This is a genomic window from Prochlorococcus sp. G5PB11, from assembly GCF_059772425.1.
In genome coordinates, this window is sequence record NZ_CM186287.1 from 912647 (window position 1) to 934848 (window position 22202).

24 protein-coding genes and 1 tRNA gene are annotated in these 22202 nt (G+C 35.5%); 10 read left to right on the forward strand and 15 right to left on the reverse strand.

Features of this window, described 5'->3' with window-relative positions:
• Positions 1-3: 3 nt before the first annotated feature.
• The 5 genes from lpxA to purC all read right to left on the reverse strand — a co-directional run bounded on the left by lpxA (position 4) and on the right by purC (position 5277).
• Complete coding sequence (lpxA, locus tag AC6EI0_RS05565) at positions 4-855, reverse strand: acyl-ACP--UDP-N-acetylglucosamine O-acyltransferase (RefSeq protein ID WP_498523436.1); 852 nt, start codon at positions 853-855, stop codon at positions 4-6.
• 4 nt (positions 856-859) lie between these two features.
• Positions 860-1267 (reverse strand): 3-hydroxyacyl-ACP dehydratase FabZ, encoded by a 408-nt coding sequence (gene fabZ / locus AC6EI0_RS05570; protein WP_498523505.1) that lies wholly within the window; start codon positions 1265-1267, stop codon positions 860-862.
• Positions 1268-1330: 63 nt separating this feature from the next.
• A complete protein-coding gene (gene lpxC, locus AC6EI0_RS05575; RefSeq protein WP_498523437.1) occupies positions 1331-2176 on the reverse strand; it encodes a UDP-3-O-acyl-N-acetylglucosamine deacetylase in 846 nt (281 codons plus the stop codon).
• Positions 2176-4479, reverse strand: a complete 2304-nt coding sequence (locus AC6EI0_RS05580) for a BamA/TamA family outer membrane protein (protein WP_498523438.1) — start codon at positions 4477-4479, stop codon at positions 2176-2178. Before AC6EI0_RS05580 ends, lpxC begins: the two co-directional genes overlap by 1 nt.
• 54 nt (positions 4480-4533) lie before the next feature.
• Positions 4534-5277, reverse strand: coding sequence for a phosphoribosylaminoimidazolesuccinocarboxamide synthase (purC, locus tag AC6EI0_RS05585; protein ID WP_498523439.1), 744 nt, complete (start codon positions 5275-5277; stop codon positions 4534-4536).
• Between the two features lie 188 nt (positions 5278-5465).
• Here purC and purD point away from each other — a divergent pair, with 188 nt between their 5' ends.
• On the forward strand, positions 5466-6779 hold the full coding sequence (gene purD, locus AC6EI0_RS05590) for a phosphoribosylamine--glycine ligase (RefSeq protein WP_498523440.1): 1314 nt from the start codon (positions 5466-5468) through the stop codon (positions 6777-6779).
• A gap of 15 nt (positions 6780-6794) precedes the next feature.
• Positions 6795-8864 (forward strand): HAMP domain-containing sensor histidine kinase, encoded by a 2070-nt coding sequence (locus AC6EI0_RS05595; protein ID WP_498523441.1) that lies wholly within the window; start codon positions 6795-6797, stop codon positions 8862-8864.
• Between the two features lie 3 nt (positions 8865-8867).
• Here the strand turns inward: AC6EI0_RS05595 and kaiC are convergent, their stop codons facing one another.
• Both kaiC and kaiB read right to left on the reverse strand, forming a co-directional pair.
• Positions 8868-10370: a circadian clock protein KaiC gene (gene kaiC / locus AC6EI0_RS05600; RefSeq protein WP_498519771.1), complete on the reverse strand. Its 1503-nt coding sequence runs from the start codon at positions 10368-10370 to the stop codon at positions 8868-8870.
• A gap of 130 nt (positions 10371-10500) precedes the next feature.
• A complete protein-coding gene (kaiB, locus tag AC6EI0_RS05605; RefSeq protein WP_498463399.1) occupies positions 10501-10824 on the reverse strand; it encodes a circadian clock protein KaiB in 324 nt (107 codons plus the stop codon).
• Positions 10825-10995: 171 nt separating this feature from the next.
• Here kaiB and rplU point away from each other — a divergent pair, with 171 nt between their 5' ends.
• Both rplU and rpmA read left to right on the forward strand, forming a co-directional pair.
• Positions 10996-11421: a 50S ribosomal protein L21 gene (gene rplU, locus AC6EI0_RS05610; RefSeq protein WP_498519772.1), complete on the forward strand. Its 426-nt coding sequence runs from the start codon at positions 10996-10998 to the stop codon at positions 11419-11421.
• A 27-nt stretch (positions 11422-11448) separates the two neighbouring features.
• Positions 11449-11721 (forward strand): 50S ribosomal protein L27, encoded by a 273-nt coding sequence (rpmA, locus tag AC6EI0_RS05615; protein ID WP_498463401.1) that lies wholly within the window; start codon positions 11449-11451, stop codon positions 11719-11721.
• A gap of 1 nt (position 11722) precedes the next feature.
• On the opposite strand, the gene AC6EI0_RS05620 is transcribed toward rpmA, so the two are convergent.
• A complete protein-coding gene (locus AC6EI0_RS05620) occupies positions 11723-12469 on the reverse strand; it encodes a class I SAM-dependent methyltransferase (protein ID WP_498523443.1) in 747 nt (248 codons plus the stop codon).
• A 96-nt stretch (positions 12470-12565) separates the two neighbouring features.
• On the opposite strand from AC6EI0_RS05620, the gene truB reads away from it, so the two are divergent.
• Positions 12566-13504: a tRNA pseudouridine(55) synthase TruB gene (gene truB, locus AC6EI0_RS05625; protein ID WP_498523444.1), complete on the forward strand. Its 939-nt coding sequence runs from the start codon at positions 12566-12568 to the stop codon at positions 13502-13504.
• Between the two features lie 51 nt (positions 13505-13555).
• On the opposite strand, the gene AC6EI0_RS05630 is transcribed toward truB, so the two are convergent.
• Positions 13556-14773 (reverse strand): SpoIID/LytB domain-containing protein, encoded by a 1218-nt coding sequence (locus tag AC6EI0_RS05630; protein WP_498523445.1) that lies wholly within the window; start codon positions 14771-14773, stop codon positions 13556-13558.
• A gap of 97 nt (positions 14774-14870) precedes the next feature.
• Here AC6EI0_RS05630 and rnz point away from each other — a divergent pair, with 97 nt between their 5' ends.
• Positions 14871-15827, forward strand: coding sequence for a ribonuclease Z (rnz, locus tag AC6EI0_RS05635; protein WP_498523446.1), 957 nt, complete (start codon positions 14871-14873; stop codon positions 15825-15827).
• A 73-nt stretch (positions 15828-15900) separates the two neighbouring features.
• Positions 15901-16449 (forward strand): pentapeptide repeat-containing protein, encoded by a 549-nt coding sequence (locus AC6EI0_RS05640; protein WP_498523447.1) that lies wholly within the window; start codon positions 15901-15903, stop codon positions 16447-16449.
• 73 nt (positions 16450-16522) lie between these two features.
• Here the strand turns inward: AC6EI0_RS05640 and AC6EI0_RS05645 are convergent, their stop codons facing one another.
• From AC6EI0_RS05645 to serA, 5 genes are all read right to left on the reverse strand, one after another.
• Positions 16523-16714 (reverse strand): hypothetical protein, encoded by a 192-nt coding sequence (locus tag AC6EI0_RS05645; RefSeq protein ID WP_158467090.1) that lies wholly within the window; start codon positions 16712-16714, stop codon positions 16523-16525.
• 91 nt (positions 16715-16805) lie between these two features.
• Positions 16806-17228: a DUF8632 family protein gene (locus AC6EI0_RS05650; RefSeq protein WP_498523448.1), complete on the reverse strand. Its 423-nt coding sequence runs from the start codon at positions 17226-17228 to the stop codon at positions 16806-16808.
• 109 nt (positions 17229-17337) lie between these two features.
• Positions 17338-17637: a 2Fe-2S iron-sulfur cluster-binding protein gene (locus AC6EI0_RS05655; protein WP_498523449.1), complete on the reverse strand. Its 300-nt coding sequence runs from the start codon at positions 17635-17637 to the stop codon at positions 17338-17340.
• Between the two features lie 37 nt (positions 17638-17674).
• The gene (gene prmA / locus AC6EI0_RS05660) at positions 17675-18586 is read right to left on the reverse strand and encodes a 50S ribosomal protein L11 methyltransferase (protein WP_498523450.1); all 912 of its coding nucleotides are present in this window, start codon (positions 18584-18586) and stop codon (positions 17675-17677) included.
• A gap of 25 nt (positions 18587-18611) precedes the next feature.
• Positions 18612-20198 carry a phosphoglycerate dehydrogenase gene (gene serA, locus AC6EI0_RS05665; RefSeq protein ID WP_498523452.1) on the reverse strand — a complete coding sequence of 529 codons (1587 nt, stop codon included), beginning with the start codon at positions 20196-20198 and terminating at the stop codon, positions 18612-18614.
• Between the two features lie 104 nt (positions 20199-20302).
• On the opposite strand from serA, the gene AC6EI0_RS05670 reads away from it, so the two are divergent.
• The 3 genes from AC6EI0_RS05670 to AC6EI0_RS05680 all read left to right on the forward strand — a co-directional run bounded on the left by AC6EI0_RS05670 (position 20303) and on the right by AC6EI0_RS05680 (position 21945).
• Positions 20303-20869 (forward strand): hypothetical protein, encoded by a 567-nt coding sequence (locus tag AC6EI0_RS05670; protein WP_498523453.1) that lies wholly within the window; start codon positions 20303-20305, stop codon positions 20867-20869.
• A gap of 147 nt (positions 20870-21016) precedes the next feature.
• Positions 21017-21805 carry a photosystem II electron transport protein, Sll1252 family gene (locus tag AC6EI0_RS05675; protein WP_498523454.1) on the forward strand — a complete coding sequence of 263 codons (789 nt, stop codon included), beginning with the start codon at positions 21017-21019 and terminating at the stop codon, positions 21803-21805.
• A gap of 68 nt (positions 21806-21873) precedes the next feature.
• Positions 21874-21945: transfer RNA gene (locus AC6EI0_RS05680), tRNA-Val, on the forward strand.
• Positions 21946-22009: 64 nt separating this feature from the next.
• Here the strand turns inward: AC6EI0_RS05680 and AC6EI0_RS05685 are convergent.
• Positions 22010-22156, reverse strand: coding sequence for a hypothetical protein (locus AC6EI0_RS05685; RefSeq protein WP_498523455.1), 147 nt, complete (start codon positions 22154-22156; stop codon positions 22010-22012).
• Positions 22157-22202: the final 46 nt, after the last annotated feature.

The window sequence follows — 22202 nt, forward strand, 5'->3', positions numbered from 1 at the left end:
GATTTATTTTGTTGGCATTAAAGAAGGCATTGGACCTCTTCTACCTTTCCCAATTGAGAGTTCTATAAATCCACATAACCTTTGGGAAGATTGAAATAAATTCTCTTGTTTTGCTATTTTCAAACCATCAGAAATTACATAATTAGACTTAAATAACAAGTTCCAAATTCTTTTCAATTGTAAATATTCTTCTTTATTCTCTTTATCTATACTTTTCCTTTTAATTCCAACTTTATTTAATCCCCTCATTCTTCCCGGATGACCTTCTGCTAGGCAATAAGGAGGAACATCTCTATCAACTCTTGTCATGCCTCCCACCATAGCTAAATAACCAATATGCACAAATTGATGTATTCCCAAACAACCTCCAATAACAGCTCTATCTTCAACAACAACATGACCTGCGATCTGCACACTATTCGCTATTACTACATTGTTCCCAATTTCACAATTATGTCCTAAGTGTGAATAAGCCATTAACAAATTTTGATTCCCAACTATTGTTTTCTCTCCCTCAAAAGTCGCTCTATTTATAGTTACACATTCCCTAAAAGTATTATTATCTCCAATTGAAACATAAGTAGAATCTCCATTATACTTCAAATCTTGGGGTTCTAAACCAATACACGCTCCTGGGAAAATCTTATTATTTGATCCTATTTTTACTTTCCCCTCGATAATTACATTTGGTCCTATCCAAGTATTGGGACCAACAATCACATCTGGACCAATTACAGCTCCCGGACCCACACGAACACCTTTGCCTAGGTGAGCCTTTGGAGAGACATCAGCAAAATTATGAATATTAACTTTTTCATCTCCTATTAAACTTTCAGAAGAATCAAGTTCACTCATTAGATCAATCCAAAAGAGAAAACATCAAATCTCCAGAACAAACCAATTTATTATCAACTTTGGCCTCACCCCTAATTTTTCCAAATCTCTTCCTTTTGATGCTTATCAATTCACAAGAGATTAACAATTGATCCCCAGGGACCACTGGACGCTTAAACCGAACCGAATCAATTCCAGCGAAAACAAAAAGTCCTTTTGGAAGATCAGGCATTTGAGAAACGATCAAGCCACCTACCTGAGCCATTGCTTCTACTATTAAAACCCCTGGCATTAAAGGCTTTTCAGGGAAATGGCCTTGAAATTGAGGCTCATTGAGAGTGACATTCTTTATTGCCACCGCTTTTTTCCCTGGGTCATGTTCAATCACTCTGTCAACAAGCGCAAAAGGATATCTATGAGGTAAAAGCCCCATTATTTCCTCGCTATTTAAAACAAGAGGTTGAGAAGAAGAGATGTCAGTCAAAATCAGATTTAATTAAGTTAATACCTTTTGAAGAGAAGCTGCAAATTCAGCATGAAGAGAGTGAGACCCTTTATAAACAAAAATCACCGCTCTCGGCAATCCAACAAAAGCTAGATCTCCAATGAAGTCAAGCAATTTATGACGCACTGGTTCATTTGGGAATCTTAAGGGTGGATTAACCCAAGAATCACCATTACAAACCAATGCATTTTCAAGAGATCCTCCTTTAATTAGGCCGGCTTTCTTTAATTCTTCTAACTGATCAAGAAAGCCAAAAGTTCGAGCAGGTGCAATTTCTTTAACAAAATTATTTGGAGACATCTCAATAGAGAAAATTTGCTGACCAATTGCCTTGTACGGGAAATCAATCAAACCTATCAATTTCAAATTTTTTGATGGTTTAGCAAAAATTACACTCTCTCCTTGGCTTACAAATATTGGAGATTTTATTTCTGGCCTTGGTCTAGGAGCTGAGGTCGAGCTGGTCATTCCCACCTTTTCAATTTCCTCGATCCAACCAATCGCAGAACCATCAAGTAAAGGTATCTCACTACCAAATATTTCTATATGTACATGAGTCAAGCCTGCACCAATTAATGAAGCCAACAAGTGTTCAACAGTAGATACTTTTTTCCCATTCAGGTCAAGGGTTGTGCATAAAGGAGTATTTCGTACTTGCGAAATATCAATAGGAAACACGTTGTTAGGTTCATCAGAAAAAGAGATGTAAAACCCGATTAATTCTGTTGGCTTGATAATGACTTTACATTTAAGACCTGTATGCAATCCAACGCCATCTTTTATAATTTCGTTTTTAAGCGTCCAACCTTGTTCATAATCATTGGGGAATGAGAACACTAGAATTTCCAGCCTATACCGATGTTATATCGCCAATTACCACTAAAATCTTGACTCGCTGCCTCTATCCGAATTGGGCCAACAGGTGTATTTATAACTGCTCCAGGTCCAACTGAAAAACCAGATCCTGGTTTTTCAAGAATTTTTCCAGGCTTTCCAGGGACATTCGATTGAGAATCAAAATCAGATCCTGCGTCAACAAATAGAACTCCAGAGACTAAACGCCAAATAGGAAATCTATATTCTGCTGTTGCCTCTCCATAATTTCTCGCAACACCTAGATCACAAGAGTTCCAACCTCGAACAGAGTTAGTTCCACCCAAGCAAAATGCTTCATAAGGAGGTAGCTCACCAATAATTGTTCCAATCTTTGCCTGAAAACCCAACGACTGAGAGCAATTTAATTTTTCACCAGACTTAGGACGACAACCCTTATGAAACTTCAGCCAATTTACAGGGAAAAAACGTGAATAACTTACCCTAGATCTATTAAAAGCGGGAGAATTATCCCCTAAACTAATAAATTGTTCTGAACCAAGAGTGAAATAATCTCCAGAGGTAGGATTTCTTGAATTATTTAAATTATTGTAAGTAACGGCACTTTTAAAACTAATAAGTGTATTTTCTGAAGAACAATTAAATGCTACACAAATAACTTCATCTTTTGGGACGCTACCTTCTTTAAAATTTGTAGATGCCACTCCATAAGGTCTTTTATCGCCTGCGTAATCTATTGGTTTAACTTTCTGGAAATTTGCACCAATAAGCACACTCCAAGGAACCTTTTTTAGAGGCTGACCACCATTTAATGGCCTTGCGAAAGAGAAGCCACCTCCGGTTCGCTCCAAAACAATAGAGTCACCCTCATAATCAAACCAGCTAAACTGAGGTGCTGAAGATTTAGCCGAAGAAAGATTTGTAAATGGTCCAGTTTCTATTAGAACATTATTATTATTTATATCTAATTTTTGGGATTGATTAATATCATAACTTATCGACGAATTAGATGCCTCATATCTATCTATAACTCCTCTTATACTTCCCCCATCTTGACTTCTAAGTTCTTGAGGAACTTCTCTACTTAAATATAATGAAGTTCTAAAAGATGTTCTGTGTTTATCATTTTTAATCCAGGGGTCATATAAGGAAATATTCAAAAGTGCTCCATATTCACCATAGGTCAAATTCATATTTGATGACCATGATCTTCCAATCAAATTGGACTCTTGCAAACCAATTTGACCAAAGACTCCTTGCGCTCCGCTATAACCAAGACCTCCTGTCAAAGACCCCGTTCTTTGTTCTGTTATACCTAATGAAATTATAATATTTCCAGGCTTAGAGTTAACTGGTTTAAGAGTGACTTTTACATCATTAAAAAGTGATGTTGCATATAGTCTTTTTATATCTGATTCTAATTTATTTCTATTAAAAACATCTCCAACTTTAGTTAATAATTCTCTTTCAATTACCCATTTTTTCGTTTTCCCTTTTATTTTTCTCCCTTTTTCATCTTCTGTATTGCCATCTTCATCTATAAAGCTAATCTCAATACCTGAAATATATCCTTCTTGGATATTAAGTTCTACTATTCCAGCTTTGGTTACACGACTTGGTCCAGATATCCTTGCCAATGAGTATCCATTTGCATTATACCAATCTTTAATTTCTTTGATTCTTATCTGAAGGGTATTTAAATTTAAAGTTTTTCCGTAATCATTATCAAAAATCTCATTTAATTTCTTATTTGAAAGTTTTCTTTCCAAAGGAAGAATATTTATCTCATTGAATATCGGATTAGGCTCAACTTTAATCAAAAGTTGAACTCCTAAAGAACTCTCTAAAGATTCAATTTTTGCACCTGAGAACCAACCTGTTGAATAAATTCTATCCAAATCCTTCTTTACTTCTTCCTTTATAACCTTACTACCAGGCCTAATTGACATTGCATCATAAGCAATAACTTCCAGATTCTCTTTGTCAGGATGATCTTCAAGTCCCTCAATAATTATTTCAGAAATTAAAACTCTTTTTTCTTCATCTATGTTGTTTTCGTCTTTTTGATTCGTTTCATCAGCTATCAACAAATCATTAAGCTTTAAATTAAATTTATTATTATTGATTTGACCCGTATATTGAACACTATCAGTAAAAACTTTTTCAACAAATAATTGATCATCACCTAAGATTATTTTAGAAGCTTTAGTTTCTCCAAAAAGGCTAATAAAAGGAAATACTAAAGCTATAGCATATACGCTTTTGTTTTTTAATTTCTTCTTAGATAGGATGTGTCTTTTGAACATAGATTTCAAAATAATTAAGTAAAATAAAGTGATTCTTAGCCAAGAATGATTTAATTAAAAAGCATTAGAAGACTCTTTTTCTATCCGTTTCAGAATCTCCTCATATGCATCAATAACACCTCCAAGATCTTGCCGAAAGCGGTCTTTGTCAAGGATACGTTCCTTAGGGTCAGAATTTTTTTTATCCCAAAACCTACAATTATCTGGACTTATTTCATCCGCTAACACAAGTTTTCCTAATGAGTTAAGGCCGAATTCTAATTTAAAGTCGACCAATAGTAAATCAAGTGAATCAAAATATTCTTTTAAAATTTTGTTTACACTTCTAGTAATTTTCTCTACCTCTTCCATCTGAGAAGAGGATATTATATTAAGCAACTTCAATCTTCTTTCTGTAAGTATAGGGTCTCCTAATTCATCATCTTTATAATATAAATCTAGTAGAGGAGGATTTAATATTGTTCCTTGATGTATTGGTGTTTCTCTACATAATGAACCTGTTGCGATATTGCGAATAACGACCTCCAAAGGGATTACATTAATTTTATCCGCAATCATAAAGGTTTCCGAATGGAGTTCTAAAAAATGGGTTGGAATTCCATTAGATTCAAGTAATTTAAAAAGAGCAGCAGAGATTTTGCAATTCAATCGACCTTTGCCTTCGATCTGTGATCGTTTTTTTGCGTTAAAAGCAGTAGCATCATTCTTGAACTCTATTAAAACCCTATCTGGATTTTCAGTCGCAAAAATTCGTTTTGCCTTTCCTTCATAAATTAGTGACCTTTCGATATGATTCATTAATACCTCTGTTATCTAATTAGTATAAATAGACAATGCTAAAAAAATCACCTCAATCAAAACAATTTTTTTTAAAAACTAACTTTCAAACAACTTAATAACTTTTCTTCAAGAAATATATTAACTAACAATCAAAAGGTACTTAAAGCTCCACTAAAACTATTTTTCACTGCAGCAAGAGAACAACTATGACAAAGAATCAAAAGCCAGAAGAATTAGCTGAATTAAGAAGGGTATTAATAGTTGGGAATGGAGGAAGAGAAAATTCTATTGCTTGGGCTCTGTCAAAAAATCAATCCATAGAAAAAATATATGTTTGCCCTGGGAATGGTGGTACAACTAATTTTGAAAAATGTATCCGTCTGAGACCAAAATCCAAAGATGAAAAAGCAATTATTAATGAGTGCAAAAGACTTCAAATTGATTTGGTCATCATCGGTCCTGAAGTCCCTTTAGCTGAAGGCTTGGCAGACAAAATGCGTGAAGCAGATTTAATTGTCTTTGGTCCCGGTAAAGAAGGTGCTCAACTAGAAGCAAGCAAAAACTGGGCTAAGGGTCTGATGATAGAGAATAATATCCCTACAGCAAAGTACTGGACTGCAGGCTCTAAAGAAGAAGCCTTGAAAATTCTTCAAAGATTCAATAAACCACTGGTTGTCAAAGCAGACGGTCTTGCTGCAGGTAAAGGCGTAACCGTTTGTCAAACAATTGAGAAATCTAGGGAAGCAATTAATGAAGTATTTTCTGGAAAGTTTGGCTCTGCAGGAAATAAAATTATTCTCGAAGAAACAATTGAAGGGCCAGAAGTTTCTATTTTTGCTCTTTGTGATGGAGACAACTTAGTTATTCTTCCTCCAGCCCAGGATCACAAAAGATTACTCGAGGGAGATAATGGGCCAAACACTGGTGGAATGGGAGCTTACGCTCCTGCACTTTTACTCAATCAAAGAGAACTTGATGACTTGACGGAGCTTGTTCTTATTCCTACTTTAAAAGGTCTGAAAAAAAAGAAAATCAAATACATCGGAGTTATTTATGCAGGATTAATGCTCACAAAATCTGGGCCAAAAGTTATTGAATTTAACTGTCGTTTTGGCGACCCAGAATGTCAAGCCTTAATGCCATTAATGGGAAAAGAATTTTCATCAGTAATTTTTGCTTGTGCCAAAGGAGAATTAAGAAAAGCTCCAAAACTTACATTCAACGCAAAACGAAGTGCCTGTATTGTTGCCGCATCTAATGGATATCCAGAAAGTCCTCGAAAAGGTGACGAGATTAATATGGATATTGATTCAAATTCTTCTCTACAAGTTTTTCACGCAGGAACCGAGGTGGACAAATCTGGCAATATAATTACATCAGGAGGAAGAGTTCTTTCAGTAGTTGCTCAAGGAGAAACCTTTGACGAGGCTTTCGACTTAGCTTACTCTAACCTGAAAAAAATCAAGTTTGCTGATATGCACTATCGCAAAGATATAGGTTATCAAGTTAGGAATATTTAATTTAATTGAGATCAAATGAATAATTCAAATTTAAAACAAAGTAATTCCTTTTCTTCGTCAAAAGACGGTGGATTTCAAAATGAATTAAGCATATTAGAAAAAATATATTTATGGTGGTCAAGATTTAATCTAAGATCAAAGTTACTAGCATTTGGAACACTAGTAGTTAGTTTTATAATGACACTTATTACGTTCTTTGCCCTGAGTAGTATACAAAAAGATGCGGGCATGAACGATACAAGATATGCCAGAGATTTAGGATTATTATTATCTGGTAACGTCACAGAATTAGTAGCAAAAAATCAAACAAGAGAGCTTTTCAACGTAGCAGAGAAGTTTTGGCGTTCAAGCAGAAATTTAAGGTACATTTTCTTCACTGACCCCGATGGCTTAGTGAAACTGGGCATTCCGGTCAGCGCAACGACCACGGAATCTGAAGAGGAAGGCGCCTTACAACTCACCAGAAAACTTAAACTCCCAAGTGAATTAAAAAAACAACCTCAATTCCCACTAGTCAGGCAACATTCAACTCCTCAAGGTCAAGTAACTGATGTTTTTGTTCCAATGCTTTGGAAAGGTGAATACCTTGGCACACTAGCTCTTGGAGTAACACCAAATAAAAAAGCTCTTGCCACAGCAGCATTAACAAGAGAGATTACCGTTGCTGTATTTATTTCTATTTGGGTTTTAGTAATAATTGGCGCAGTATTTAATGCCCTAACAATCACTCGTCCCATCAAAGAATTAGTTATTGGAGTTAGAGAGATTGCTAAAGGTAATTTTAAATCAAGAGTAGATCTACCTATGAGTGGAGAACTTGGAGAACTCTTAAATGGGTTTAATGCAATGGCGTCAAGATTAGAAGACTATGATGCGGCAAATATTGAAGAATTAAAAGCTGCTCAAGTTAAGCAGCAGTCTTTAATAGCCACCATGGCAGATGGAGCACTTCTGATTGATGAACAAGGAAATATCGTTTTAGTAAATCCAACTGCTAGAAGACTATTTCGATGGGAAGGTAGAAATCTTGAAGGTCAAAAATTGTTAAATCAACTTCCTGATTCCCTCGCGAAAGAGCTCGAAACTCCCATAACTTCTCTTTTAAATAATTTTGGAGACAGCGATGATTTGCGCTGCAACCTTGACGAACCCCCAAGAACACTTCGTATAGTTTTAAAGTCCGTTAGAGACACAACAGGAGAAAATATCAAAGGTATCGCTGTTACCGTTCAAGATCTCACTAGGGAAGTTCAATTAAACGCAGCACAAAAAAGATTCATCAGTAACGTTTCGCACGAATTAAGAACGCCATTATTTAATATAAAAAGCTATGTAGAGACTTTATATGACTTAGGTGAACAACTTACAAAAGATGAGCAAAAAGAGTTTCTGGGCGTTGCAAATTCAGAAACAGATAGACTTACTCGTTTGGTCAATGATGTTCTTGACTTATCGAAACTGGAGTCTGGAAGAACAATCCAATTAGAATCACTAAGTATAAAAGAAGCTATGGAACAAACCCTCAGGAACTATAAACTTAATGCTGAAGATAAAAATGTTAAACTCTTACTAAATGTTGAAAATAATTTAGCTTTTGTTTTAGGGAATTGGGATATGATTCTTCAAGTTTTAGACAACCTTGTTGGCAATGCTCTCAAATTTAGCAAAGAAGGAGGAACGATAAATTTAAAGGCATATACATGGCCCGACATATGCGTTGCTTCCCCAGTTAATCAAGATAACAAGGCCCCACATTGTGAGATATTATCTCCAATGCCAAAAATACGAGTTGAAGTGTCTGATACTGGATGTGGTATTTCTGAGATAGATCAACAAAGAATATTTGAACGTTTTTACAGAGTTGAGGATTCAGTTCATACGGAAATAGGGACTGGATTGGGGCTTTCAATTGTCAAAGGTATCGTCGACAAACATGGGAGTGAAATAAGAATGGCTAGTGAACCAAATACAGGAACGACTTTCTGGTTTGAGCTCCCTCTTGAAGATTCGGATTCTGATCAGTTATTACTTAAATCTGCAAGGAAAAATTGGGAAATTGAAAATGACAAGTCTTTAATAAAATAGAAATCACTCTTCTTTCATTTCAATGGTTTTAAAAACACCAGGAATTTGCTCTTCAGGATTAATTCGATGAGGGGCTCCACTAAAAATTTGTTCAAAATTAGAGAATGAATCTTTAATCTCAGGGCCTTCATTAGTAATAATATATTCACGTATTCTTTTGTCATGCCATGATCCCCGCATCTTAAAAACATTTATTGCTCTTGCCATTTCCCCTCTTATTTCTACATACTGTAAAAGCAAAATAGTATCAGTTATCGTCGAAATATGGGAATCAGTAATCGAGTGGCTTCCCATAAATTCTTCTGCAGTATTAGTAAAGAATCCTGCTATTTCTTCTTGTTTTGCATAACCAGTTACTCCAATAACGAACTGTCTAAATGCATTTAAGCTTACACCTCTTGCCAATGCAGATAATGAATCGATTGCCATCCTGGAAGGTTTATAGTCACTAATCTCGGATTTAATAATTTGCAGATGATCTTCCAACCCAGTTGACTCTGGATAAGCACAAATAATCTTCAGTAATCCATCAGCTTCCATTTTTTCAAAATCAATCCCCCAACTAGTTGCATTCCTCAGTAGTTGAGCTCTTGATTCTTCATATGCAAAAAGGATTGTTCGTTCTTTATGTTTATACGCATCTTCAACAAACTTAGAAACCAACATGGTTTTCCCAGTACCAGTTGCACCAGTTGCAAGAATAATTGAATCTTGAAAATATCCTCCTCCACACATTTCATCCAAATCAGGGACACCAGAACTTATGCGAATATTTGATGACCTTTGAGTCAATCTCATTGCACCTAAAGGAAATGCAACTATTCCTTGGGGACCCATTGTGAAAGGGAATTCTCCCTTCATATGAGTAGTTCCTCTTAATTTCAAAATTTCTACAGTTCTTCTCCTCTTCTCTGCTTCTAAAACATTTCTTAAAATCACAACATTGTCAGAAACAAATTCTTCAACTCCATATCTAGCAATTGGACCATATTCATCTATTCTTTCAGTGGTCATAACAGTAGTAACTCCTATTTCTTTTAGTCTTGCGATTAGCCGAAAAATCTCTCTTCTAACAACATAAATAGCATCATATTGTTGAAAAACTGCTGTCATTGAATCTATAGCCACTCTCTTAGCTTTGAACTTTCTAATGGCATAACTAATCCTTTCAATTAACCCAGACAAATCAAAACTTCCAGCCACATCTTGTCCTTCTGGGTCTGGAGATGCATCTAAAATAAAAAGTTTATTTTGGTCAATTAATTCTTGTAAATCCCAACCAAAACTTGCGGCATTTCGAACAATGTCTAGAGGTGATTCTTCAAAAGTAACAAAAATCCCAGGTTCATCAAAATTACATATTCCATGATGAAGATATTGCAGAGAAAAAACTGTTTTACCAGTCCCTGATGTTCCGCTAACTAACGTGCTGCGTGCATTAGGCAACCCACCATGACAAATATCATCAAAGCCCTCGATCCCAGTGGGGAGTTTTTGAACATGCATGTTTGATCGAATTTTTCTATTGAAGAACGCTTAAAGCTGTTATGTTTAAAACATAATCAACAAATTCTAAAAATTGCTTAGTTATCGGTTGGGCTTAAGAATTCATTTACTTCTTGTTTAATTAGCTAAATTATTTATCAGAAGAGTAAAACATTTCCTGATCTGAAAGTTCATCATACAAAAGGTCCAATCCAATTAGCACCTTTTCTCTATCTGAAAGGTCGCCAATGATTCTTCGGACAGGTGGGGGTAATATCTTAGATAAAGTTGGCGTTGCAAGGATTTTATCTTCCTCGGCTAATTGAGGACTTTTTAAAACATCAATAACTTTAAGAGCATAGACACCTTTAAATTCACTTTCTAGGATTTCTCTCAAAGTGTTCAAAGCCCTCATAGAGTTGGGAGTATTCCCAGCCACGTAGAGCTTAAGGATATATGTCTTTCTTGCACTCATTTAAAAACCTCTTAAAAATCAATAGAACATTTGCCCTACTTAGATCTTGACTAAGTAACCAACAAAAAGCCAGAATGTTAGTTTGTTTTTCGATTACGATTAAGGCTTAATCGATTAAAAGAAGGAAACCCTTTTTATTTTATTTCGAGCCTTAACGTGTCACCAATAATCATGGCTGATAAAAAATCAACTCCCACAAAGAACACTCCACAAGATAAAACTTACGCGATAGTTGAAGCCTCAGGAAAACAATTTTGGCTTCAACCCAACCGTTATTACGATTTAGACAGATGCCATGCAGAAGTTAATGATGTATTGACTCTTGAGAAAGTGCTTCTGCTTAACGATGGGAAAGATTTAAAGCTTGGGAAACCTTATGTAAAAGATGCGAAAGTAGAAATTAAAGTCTTAGAGCATAGAAGAGGTCCAAAAATAATAGTTTATAAAATGAGACCAAAGAAAAAGACAAGAAGAAAAAATGGACATCGTCAAGAGCTAACAAGAGTTTTAGTTCAATCAATATCAGTAGGATCAAAAACCAAAAAATCTAAAGAGACAAAAGACACCAAAACTACTACTGCTAAAGTAGAATCTTAGAAATTAAATTAAAAGATTTCATAAATCATGGCTCATAAGAAAGGGACTGGATCAACAAGGAATGGGAGAGACTCAAACTCCAAAAGACTTGGTGTAAAAGCTTATGGTGGTGAAAAAGTAACTGCGGGGTCTATTCTCATTCGCCAAAGAGGGACATCCATACTTCCAGGGATTAATGTAGGAAGAGGAAAAGATGATACTCTTTTCGCCCTAGCTGATGGTTCAGTTCATTTTGAAAGTATCCGAAGAGGGTTAAGGAATAGAAAAAGAATCAATATATCCACTGCTAAAGCTGTTTAGTTTATTTTTTTAAAGGTTTGTAAGCTCGAGTAGTAATTAAAAAAGGATGAAACACTTCTAAGAAGTTTAATTGTAAGGTTGAAAAGAAATTCTCAATAAGAGTAGGATCATCAAAATGGAATGGATATTCTCCGTTTTTACCTTTATAAAAATACCAATTCAGTAGAGCTATCCCTTCTGGAGAAAGTTTTTCCAAAAATATTCTCAATTGTTTTGCTGGATCTGGAAGATGTTCTAAAACATCCAAACAAATAAGAGAATCAAAAATCACATCAGAGGTGCTTTCTAAATCTCTAAAAACTGAAATCTTATTTTCTATACCCAATTCCTTAGATCTATGTTCTACAAAACTACGGTTTTGAGGATTAAGATCCACAAACCAAACATGTTCAACATCTGGCAAAAATGATGCAGCCAGAGCATGCGTACCAATACCCCCGCCAAAATCCAAAACTTTTCCAGAGGCAAAATTTTGTTGTAAACGAAGAGTATCAGCTATGTAATTAGAACTATTTAAATGCCAAGATGCAAGGTCTATCAAATGAGCATCTCCAACTTCTGCCTCATAAAAATCACCTGCATTTTTCTCAGTAAACGCTCCTGGATGCAGAGCCGCTAAATCATGAACACCGTTAATTAACCTTTGATCTAGTTGATCATTATTTATATGAAGGAAATCAATAAGGTGTTTTTTTAAATTAAAGCCATCTTTAAGGAAGCAGGAAATACTTAGATCTAAATTGGTCATATTATTTGGCTCACTGAACACACTGAGTTATAACTTTAAATGTTCAGGGTTACTTGAACAATCTTTTTACGTGAGCCTCAACCTACAATATTAATTTTGGAAAAGCCTTTTGGATTTGTTGTCATTGATAAGCCTGCTGGGCTTACTTCTCATGATTGCGTGAATAGACTTCGAAAAGTATTTGATATCAAAAAAATTGGACATAGTGGAACCCTAGATCCCTCAGTTACTGGTGTGCTACCAATAGCAATAGGTGATGCGACAAGATTAATCCCTTATTTACAAGGCTCTAAAGCCTATACAGGAATCATTCAGTTGGGGATTACTACGAATACTGATGATATGCAAGGAGAAATCATAGAATCAAAAATTTTGCCATTAATTAGCAAAAATGATATAGATCGTATACTAGATAATTTCAGAGGCGAGATATTACAAAAGCCCCCTATTTTCTCTAGTGTTCATGTAAAAGGAGAGAGAGCTTATAAGAAAGCAAGAAAAGGAGAAAAATTTGATTTAAAACCTAAAAAAATAACCATAAACAAATTAAATTTAATAAGCTGGTCACCAAGTAATGGTGAGTTATTAGTTGACGTTGACTGCTCAGCAGGAACATACATTAGATCCTTGGCTAGAGATATAGGAGATAAAATTGGATGCGGTGGTCATTTGAAAAAGTTGAGACGCACCAAAGCTTATAATTTTAACGAGAATCAATCAGTACTACTTCCTGAGAAATCAGAATTTTATCCAGAAAAAAATAAACCTAAAGTTCTTAACCCTAATATTTTTTTTGAACATCTTTCTTCTTTTAAATTAATTTCTGAAGAAGAGATTCTTAGTTGGCGCTCAGGAAGAAAGATAAGTTTTCAAAATAATATAAAACGTTTAAAGTTATCTAAGAACAAAGAAATTGAAAATAGTAATATTAATAATATTTTAGTATTAGATATTGAAAATAAAATACTTGGGATAGCAGTTTTAGATGAAAGTTATACAATTAAGCCTAAGGTTGTTTTTAATGCAATTGGTTAAACTCATAAAATATAAAACTTATAATATTAATCTATAACTATTAATATTTACCTAATAAGTTTTTATTTGTACTCCCGTATAATAATGTTTAAGGATTTCACGAAAACTTGATCCTCTTTCAGCCATAGCCCTAGCACCCCATTGGCTCATTCCTACCCCATGCCCAGCGCCATAACCTCTGACTAATAAGAAATAATCTTTTGGAATCTCCGGAAGAGGTTGAGGTGCTATATCATTGAAAACTTTATTATAAAGATTCAATTTATTATCTAAATTGCTTTGTTTATATTTTAAATAAACATCAAATTTAGTACTAAGCAATTGTAATCTTTTTCTTAAGTTTTTCCCAGAGATATACTTGCTCCCATTCAATCCGTAAAGTTTAATTTTCAAGACTCTATCGGTACTACTTTTGTTAATAATTTGTATACTGTTTACTCCACCCAAGTCAGGAAAGATCTTGTCTAACTCACCTGAAGTAAATTTATTACTCCATCTATACTTTTCACCGTCTTGATCATAGTCAATAACACTTTTTAAATAAGGTAATTGATACTTCCAAACTGTTCCACTATTCTCAGTCCTCCCACCAGAACTACTATGAAAAACTGCCTCTATAAGTTTATTTTTATAAAACAAAGCAAGTGACCTTGTACTTTTGACTGCTCTATTTATTTTTGCTGTTTCAGCTTCAAGTCCTAAATAAACTTGACTTTCTTGAGTTGAATGAATATCAAAGGATTGATTCTCGTCTAAAAGTTTTAAAGCATAAGTCCTAGCTGCTATTGCTTGAGCTTGAAGTGCTGCAAGTGGAAATTCTCTAGGCATTTCACTACCGACAACACTTTTTAAATATTTCTCTAAGTTTAAAGAATTTATTATTTGCAAATTCTGATCATTCAAAGAAATTCTTAAGTCTCCCGCATATCTTCTATTTTTATACCAAATCCCTCTATCATCATTATTTTTGATTATTAAATTAAAGTTCTTTGGTAATTCAAACCAAGAATTTTTATTGTTGTTTATAGAATAGTTAACATTGCCATTATCGTAAATTATATTTATAGATTTAATAGATCTTTGTTTAGAAGAAATCCCTTTAACAAAAAAAGATTTGGCACCATCTGCTCTAAATCTTACCTTTTTTTCTTGACCAATTAAGACTCTAATTACTGGATCTTTAGCAGCAATTGACTTTAATGGGGAAATGAAAAATATAGCTAAAAAAATCATGGCCCATCCCTTACTACTTTTAGGTGACGTGCTCACAATAAAAATTGAATTTAGGTACTAATTCTGCCTATAAGATAGAAGATCTACCAGTGGTCAAAGCTTTGAATGGCACCATGTACTAAAGAGGAGAAACTTGCAAGTCACTTTTCTAGGAACAAGCTCAGGAGTTCCAACTCTAACTAGAAACGTATCAGCGATGGTACTAAAGCCTCCACAAAGATCAGATTTGTGGTTGTTTGATTGTGGTGAAGGTACTCAACATCAATTCATAAGAAGCAACCTTAAATTATCTCAAATAAAAAAAATATTCATAACTCATATGCATGGTGATCATGTGTATGGCCTACCAGGACTTTTATCAAGTATTGGGTTGGCTGGAAGCAGCTCTGGAATTGAGCTTTATGGACCAGCACCTCTTAAAAATTTTATTGATGCTTGCTTGTATAACAGTTCAAGCAGATTGGCTTACTCATTAAAATTCCATAGAGTAGAAAATTCTGCTTTTCAAAAAGAAATTTTATTTGAAGATTCCAATTTAGAAGTAAAAGTTGCTCCTCTTAAGCATCGAATCCCCTCTTTTGCTTACAGGGTGAACCAGAAAGCCAGACCAGGTAGATTCAATATAGATAAAGCAACATCAAAAAAGATACCTCCTGGCCCCGTATACGCCGCCCTTCAGCGTGGTGAAGAAGTGAGATTGGAGGATGGTCGCATTTTTTATGGAAAAGAATTCTGCGGTCCTGCTAGGCCTGGGGTAAGCATCGTTTATTGCACAGATACTGTTTACACAGAATCAGCAATTGAGATTTCTAGAGAAGCCGACCTCCTAATCCATGAATCAACTTATTCTCATAAAGAAACTGACATGGCTTATGAACGTGGACATTCAACTGCCACCATGGCAGCTCAAGTTGCTGCAAAAGCGAACGTAAATCAATTGATTTTGACTCATTTGAGCCCGAGATATACCCCTGGGAATGAAACAAGTCCTAATGATTTGCTTAATGAAGCAAAAGCAATTTTTCCAAATACTCAGTTGGCGAAAGACTTTTTGCAAATTGATATAAAGAAACGCTGCAACAGTTCTTGATCCCTTGCCTATGAAATGCCTCTACATGAAACAATAGTCGAGTTTGGTGCTTCTTTAATCGCTGGCGTTATTAATGGATTCTCTTATTTCTTCCCTTAAACGGTCCCTTTCAAGACTATTTGTCTTGATACCTGTGCTTGCAAGTCTCATTATTAGTCCTCTTTCTGTAAGTGCCCTGTATCCCAGCGATCCTTCTTCAGTGGATAGCTTAGATCCAAGCTTGGCTGGTAAGGACTTACAAAATACAGAGTATGTAAAATACGACTTATCAGGAAAAGATCTTGGTGGGGCGAATTTCACTGGGGCTTATTTCAGTGTCTCAACTTTGAAGAACTCTGATCTAACAGGCGCAAACATGACCAATGTTATTGCTTATGCTACAAGGTTTGATAATGCGAACCTGACAAACGTAAAGCTTACTGGTGCAGAGTTGCTTAAGAGTGTTTTTGATGGTGCAACCATTGATGGTGCTGACTTTACTGATGCTGTATTAGATAGAAGTCAACAGAAAAAACTTTGTGAAGTAGCTACTGGTAGCACTGCCGAAAGTCTTGGTTGTAGCACTACTGCTGCTGGATATGTTCCTGCGACCAAAGGGAAAGGTTTCAACCCAGGTACTTAAATTTATTCAAAATTTAACAACCAATAAAAAAGGGGCCAGTGGCCCCTTTTTTATTGGTTAAAAACTAACTTTTTCACTTTGTTATTAGGAAGAAAGCCGCTGCAGCTCCTCCAACCGCAAACATTGGCAGGCCCACAAGCAAATGCGAGGTGCCAAAGCCAAAACCTTTTTGGCGCAATATAAAATAGCCAACCCCAGCAGCTCCAGCAGCCAATGGAATAGCAGCGGTAGCAGCAGAAGCAACAGCGTGATAGTCGAAGTTCATCCCTGTGTTGAAATTTAATTACCTACAATTATCCTTCAAATTTGAAAAATGGTATGTACTTATGCGCGAAATGCTTCATATCTTCATCACTTTAAATCGAAAAAGAGTTTTCAATTTTTCTAAATTCTTGATGTTGAGGTGCAATATTTGAGCTATCTCTGGAGCGCGGATGTTTGCTATACCACCATTCCTGAATATTGGTATCTAAACGACGAGAAAATAAAGTCAAGATTGTTTTTGTTGGTTTAACGCCTGGTTGGATAATTTCAACAGAATATGATGGGCATTTTTGTGCAGCTATATCAGCGACAAATCTTTTTCCAATTCTTCTCCAACTGGGTTCCTTACTTCGCCATGAGAGTCTGCAACAGGGCCAAGGTAATTCCTCACGGTCATAGAGTCGACAGCATGGGCCTAAAACCCTAAAACTAAATTGACCTCCAATGCTTGAGTGAATAGAACCATGGTCTAAAAGACCTTGAGCTTTATCTGTTGGCAAAACTTCTGAAATCAATTAATCCCTAAATAATTTTATTTGCGCTCATGAGCACATAAACAAGAGAATGGCGAGAAAAAAGGTAATTGGCAAGCTAATCGATAAAAATCTGGCGAAAAAATTAATATCAATATATTTCGTCTTCAGCATGGGTTCTAATTGTGCAATCTGAAGTGGGATAAGCAACGCAAATCAAAACATAACCTTTTTTTATCTGATCATCGTCTAAAAAACTTTGATCCTGTTGATCAACCTCTCCTTTTTCTAATTTAGCGACACAAGTTGAACATGCTCCGGATCGACAGGAATAAGGAAGCTGAATCTTTTGTTCACAGGCAGCATCAAGAATATATTTGTCATCAGGGATCTCAATGATTTCTCTGAGACCACTTAACTTATTAATAAAAGTGATCTTAAAAGACGTCATGAAAGTTGTTAATTTGGCAATTTTGAATTTATTTAATTTAAGGTAAGTTTTGAGTCAATACGAGTAAGGCCCATGGTTCCTTTGTCTTAATTTCAAGAACTTGCCAACCAAGTGAAAAAAAGAATTCTTGAAGTTCTTTAATTTGTTCAACTAATAAACCAGATAGAATGAGTTTACCTTTATTACTAATAATTTTTTCGAAACTCGGACCGAGAGATTTTATTACAGGTGCAAGGATATTGCAGAGAATTAAATCAATTTTTTTTTCGGGCATATTCGTCTCGACTTCACCAATAGAACCAAGGTAAACATTCAAGAGGTCTTCAGGGACATGGTTTAAATCAGAATTAATTTTAGTGGCGGATATTGCCAGAGAATCGGTGTCAACAGAGAAGGTGGTCTCCGCACCTAATTTCAATGCCGCTAAAGATAATATTCCACTACCACAGCCCAAATCAGCGATAGTTTGACCTACTGGAGGGTCGTTGTCTAAGAATTCAATACATAAACGCGTAGAAGGATGACTACCAGTTCCAAAAGCACTACCTGGGTCTAAACGAATAATTTTTCGTTCTAGAAATTGATCAGGGACATCTAACCATGCAGGCAAAATTAAGATTGATTGTCCTACGGGATCAGGTTTCCAGTTTTTTTTCCAACTCAAGCTCCAATCTTCATCTTTCACTTTTATCCATTTGCATGCAGGCAAAGTCAAGTCAAAAGGTTTTGCTAACGAAATAAATGATTGGACTAAGATCTCTTGATCCTTAACCAACCATTCATTCAAAGGAAGCCATACAAACAGTTTTTCAGTGGAATTGTTTGATGGATCATGCTCTAAAGAGAATCTATGAATATCTAGCTTGCTCAACAGCCAATAAAAAGAATCTTCTAGCTCAACTGCAATTTCTTGCTCCAATCTCAACCAAATAATCTGAGAATTATTCAACTCTGTATTCTGCTCAACTAACAAATTATAAAGTCACAGAATGAGCTTCGTTTATTCCTTGCATTGAAAGAATTGAGCCAAGCAACTCAGATGGGATAGGGTCATCGATACTTAAAACCATAACTGCCTCACCTCGAACGATCCTTCTTCCTACTTGCATTGAGGCAATATTAACATTGTATTTTCCAAGAAGTGATCCTATCTGACCAATAATTCCAGGCATGTCCCTATGCCTCGTAAAAAGCATATGTCTACTTGGCACAAAATTTATCGGGTACTCATCAATACTTGTGATACCGAGATCACCATCACCAAAAACAGTACCAGAAACGCTATGTCCACCTTTGTCGCTAAAACTATCCAACTGTAAAGAGCCTCGAGCAAACTCTGGGCTCAATTCATCCTTAATTTCGACGACATCAATACCGCGTGCTTTTGCTTCCAATGAAGCGTTTACATAATTAATTTTATCTCCTAATGCACTAGTAAGTAATCCCTTCAAAGTAGCAATAACTAGCGGCTGAGATGGATGTTGAGCGAATTCTCCCTGCAAACGAACTTCTAATTTTTGAATCTGTCCCCCTGAAATTTGACTAACTAATAATCCTAATGTCTCCGCAAGTTTTAAATGTGGTTTAAGACTATCCATTATCTCTGCGCTTAGACCAGGAATATTTACCGCGCTGCGTGCAGGCAAACCCAAAAGAACATCTCTAATTTGTTCTGCAACATCAATAGCTACATTTTGTTGTGCCTCAACAGTTGAAGCACCTAGATGAGGAGTAAGTACCAAGCCTTTTTTTACAGCGCGTAGAGGGGAGTTCTCAGCTAAAGGTTCTTTTGCATACACATCGATTGCAGCACCTTGTATGACATTTTCTACTAATGCATTAGCTAAATCATTTTCATTAATAATTCCGCCCCTTGCACAATTCACCAATCTTGCAGTTGGTTTCATTTTTTTCAAAAGGTCCATATCAACTAAATTCTCTGTATCAGGTGTCCTTGGAAGATGAAGGGTTACATAATCAGATTGCTTGAACAACTCTTCAATATCACTTAATCGAACCTGCATTTGCTGAGCTCTTTCAGTTGAAACGAAAGGATCAAATCCTATAACTTCCATACCCATTGCATTCGCGACCTTTGCTACATGAGATCCAATCTTGCCAAGTCCAACTACTCCTAAAGTTTTCTTATAGAGCTCATTCCCTACATATTTTTTGCGATCCCAACCTCCAGAAAACATACTTGCATGTGCTTGAGGAATATTTCTAGATAATGAAAGAATCATTGCCAAAGCATGTTCTGCTGCTGCAATCGTGTTTCCACCAGGAGAATTTACAACTAATACACCCTTTTTAGTAGCACTTGGAACATCAACATTATCAACCCCAACTCCAGCTCTACCAATGATTCTTAATTTCTTAGCCTCAGCAATCACATCTGAGGTAACTTGAGTTCCTGAACGGATCATTAAACCATCATAATCACTAATAATATTCTTTAACTCATCTATCGAAAGACCTACTTTTTGGTCAACCTGAGCAACCTGAGTAAGAATATCTATACCTGCTTGATCAATTGGATCAGAAACAAGAACTTTCGTCATTAAAGGCGATAAACGTGCCGATCTGAACTTTAGTGATCTATTTGCTGCTGGCCAGAATTATGTTGAGCAGGATTGAATATCCAAACATTTCAAGGAGCTAATTAGTGTCCACATTCGTAATCATCTCGAAAGAAAAGGAACCAGTAAAAGAGTTACTTCTCAAATTAAGAGAGGCTCAAACACCTATCCTTAATTGCGATCTTGTAGAACCATTGGATAAACAATCTAAAGATGAGGAGTCAAATCTAGACACATCTGAAGAAGTTTTTGCCAATAAATCAAATTTTAATAATATCAAGTTTCTGAATCCAACTCTTGCTCGAAAGGATCGCCAAAAAACTTTGGCATCATGGTTGATTCCCTTTGGTTTTATTGCAGGTCTAAGCTTTTCTCAAATGACAGATCTTAAAACATTCGCAGACATGGGGTTCCCAAATCAATTAGAAAAGCTCTTAGGAGGCATAGTAGGAATGATTTCAGGAGCCATAGGGAGTTTTTTTTCGGCTGGGGGAATTAGCCAAGAAACAAATGATGATTTAAGAGCTATTAGAAAAAAAAGCGAAGGAGGTTGTTGGCTGTTAATTCTAGAATTACCACTAGAGATAGAACCACCTTGGGGAATTCTAAAAGAAATAGATAGCTTAGAAGTTATAACTATAGGCAAAGAGTAATTCTAACTTAAATAATATTTAAACAAGGGAAAATAATGTTACCAGTTTAAACCCTAGATTTAATATTATATTTATCAAAATCAAGCATTAATTCAAAAGAAAGGTTTAGAATATTAAAATATAAAACGAGAAATTTATTCTCTTTTCATGTATCTTCCTAAACAAAAGATTCTATTAAATAGCAATTTTTGCGAAGAGCTAGAAGTTTTACTTGATTACGCAGAAAAGGCTCTAAATGAGAGAAAACATATATGGACACCTTTCGTTTCAGCACAATTAATGGAGGAAGTTAAAAAAAAATTCAATAATTTAAGTGATATAACCCTCTTTTTTGAGGGGGGATTCCCTGGTTCAGAACGTAAAAGAATATGTTTCATAAGATCTGAACAAGAAATCAACTTTCCGTCTTCAAATATTCCCATAAAAGGTATTTATCTAAAAGGAAATTTCCTATTCGATAGAGCAAAACAAAATGATTTTAGAGATACCTTGCATGAGCTTGGAGTAGACGAAGGCGCAATTGGAGACATTTGGTTAATTAGAGATAGAGGTGCCCAAGCCATTTGCTCGCAAAAATGTGCAGATTTAATTCATCAAAAAATTGGCAAATTACGAGAAGTCGAAATAGTAATCGAAGCGTTAGATCTCAATGATATGGAGATCCCTTTTAAGAGACCAGAAAAAATAATTAATACAGTTGAGGCCTCTACACGAATAGACGCAATAGCCTCTGCAGGATTTGGTTTATCGAGATCAAAAATAACGACTCAAATAAAGAAAGGCTGCTTGCGACTTAACTGGAAGCTGAATAATCAGCCCAGTAAATCGTTGAAAATTGGAGACCTAATCCACTTGGAGCACAAAGGTTCACTTAAAATTCTAAATATAGATAAAACAAAAAAGGAACGCTGGAGAATCAAATTACTAAGGCAATGATTATTAGGTCCTATTGCCTGCTAACTTCATTGAGGAACTTAGCAATTGAGGCCTAAATCGATTCGCAAGGGCGATTAGCTCAGAGGTAGAGCACTACCTTGACACGGTAGGAGTCACTGGTTCGATTCCAGTATCGCCCATCAATCAAATTTTGTTCGCTTAGATATTTGAATAAATAAAAGTAATAGAAAAGATTTTAAATTTTTACTTATCAAACATTTGATGAAGCTTAATCCATGTAATCTCACTCTCACTCTGCTCACCTCCACCAATTAAAGAATACTCACCATTAGTTGATTCTTGCTTTTCTTTTAGTTCTAACATTTCCACGCCATCAATGTTTGCAGGCATTAAACAGAAGCAAATTCCTTTGCATCAAAACAACTTTTAAAGAATA

Excerpts from the sequence above, each read along its gene's own strand:
- AC6EI0_RS05645 (WP_158467090.1), bottom strand. The coding sequence starts at position 16,714 with ATGAACTTCGACTATCACGCTGTTGCTTCTGCTGCTACCGCTGCTATT.
- AC6EI0_RS05640 (WP_498523447.1), top strand. The coding sequence starts at position 15,901 with ATGGATTCTCTTATTTCTTCCCTTAAACGGTCCCTTTCAAGACTATTT.
- fabZ (WP_498523505.1), bottom strand. The coding sequence starts at position 1,267 with ATGGGGCTTTTACCTCATAGATATCCTTTTGCGCTTGTTGACAGAGTG.
- kaiB (WP_498463399.1), bottom strand. The coding sequence starts at position 10,824 with ATGAGTGCAAGAAAGACATATATCCTTAAGCTCTACGTGGCTGGGAAT.
- AC6EI0_RS05655 (WP_498523449.1), bottom strand. The coding sequence starts at position 17,637 with ATGACGTCTTTTAAGATCACTTTTATTAATAAGTTAAGTGGTCTCAGA.
- rplU (WP_498519772.1), top strand. The coding sequence starts at position 10,996 with ATGGCTGATAAAAAATCAACTCCCACAAAGAACACTCCACAAGATAAA.
- purD (WP_498523440.1), top strand. The coding sequence starts at position 5,466 with ATGACAAAGAATCAAAAGCCAGAAGAATTAGCTGAATTAAGAAGGGTA.
- serA (WP_498523452.1), bottom strand. The coding sequence starts at position 20,198 with ATGACGAAAGTTCTTGTTTCTGATCCAATTGATCAAGCAGGTATAGAT.
- AC6EI0_RS05580 (WP_498523438.1), bottom strand. The coding sequence starts at position 4,479 with ATGTTCAAAAGACACATCCTATCTAAGAAGAAATTAAAAAACAAAAGC.
- AC6EI0_RS05685 (WP_498523455.1), bottom strand. The coding sequence starts at position 22,156 with ATGCCTGCAAACATTGATGGCGTGGAAATGTTAGAACTAAAAGAAAAG.
- AC6EI0_RS05620 (WP_498523443.1), bottom strand. The coding sequence starts at position 12,469 with ATGACCAATTTAGATCTAAGTATTTCCTGCTTCCTTAAAGATGGCTTT.
- lpxA (WP_498523436.1), bottom strand. The coding sequence starts at position 855 with ATGAGTGAACTTGATTCTTCTGAAAGTTTAATAGGAGATGAAAAAGTT.
- purC (WP_498523439.1), bottom strand. The coding sequence starts at position 5,277 with ATGAATCATATCGAAAGGTCACTAATTTATGAAGGAAAGGCAAAACGA.
- AC6EI0_RS05595 (WP_498523441.1), top strand. The coding sequence starts at position 6,795 with ATGAATAATTCAAATTTAAAACAAAGTAATTCCTTTTCTTCGTCAAAA.
- kaiC (WP_498519771.1), bottom strand. The coding sequence starts at position 10,370 with ATGCATGTTCAAAAACTCCCCACTGGGATCGAGGGCTTTGATGATATT.
- AC6EI0_RS05675 (WP_498523454.1), top strand. The coding sequence starts at position 21,017 with ATGTATCTTCCTAAACAAAAGATTCTATTAAATAGCAATTTTTGCGAA.
- rpmA (WP_498463401.1), top strand. The coding sequence starts at position 11,449 with ATGGCTCATAAGAAAGGGACTGGATCAACAAGGAATGGGAGAGACTCA.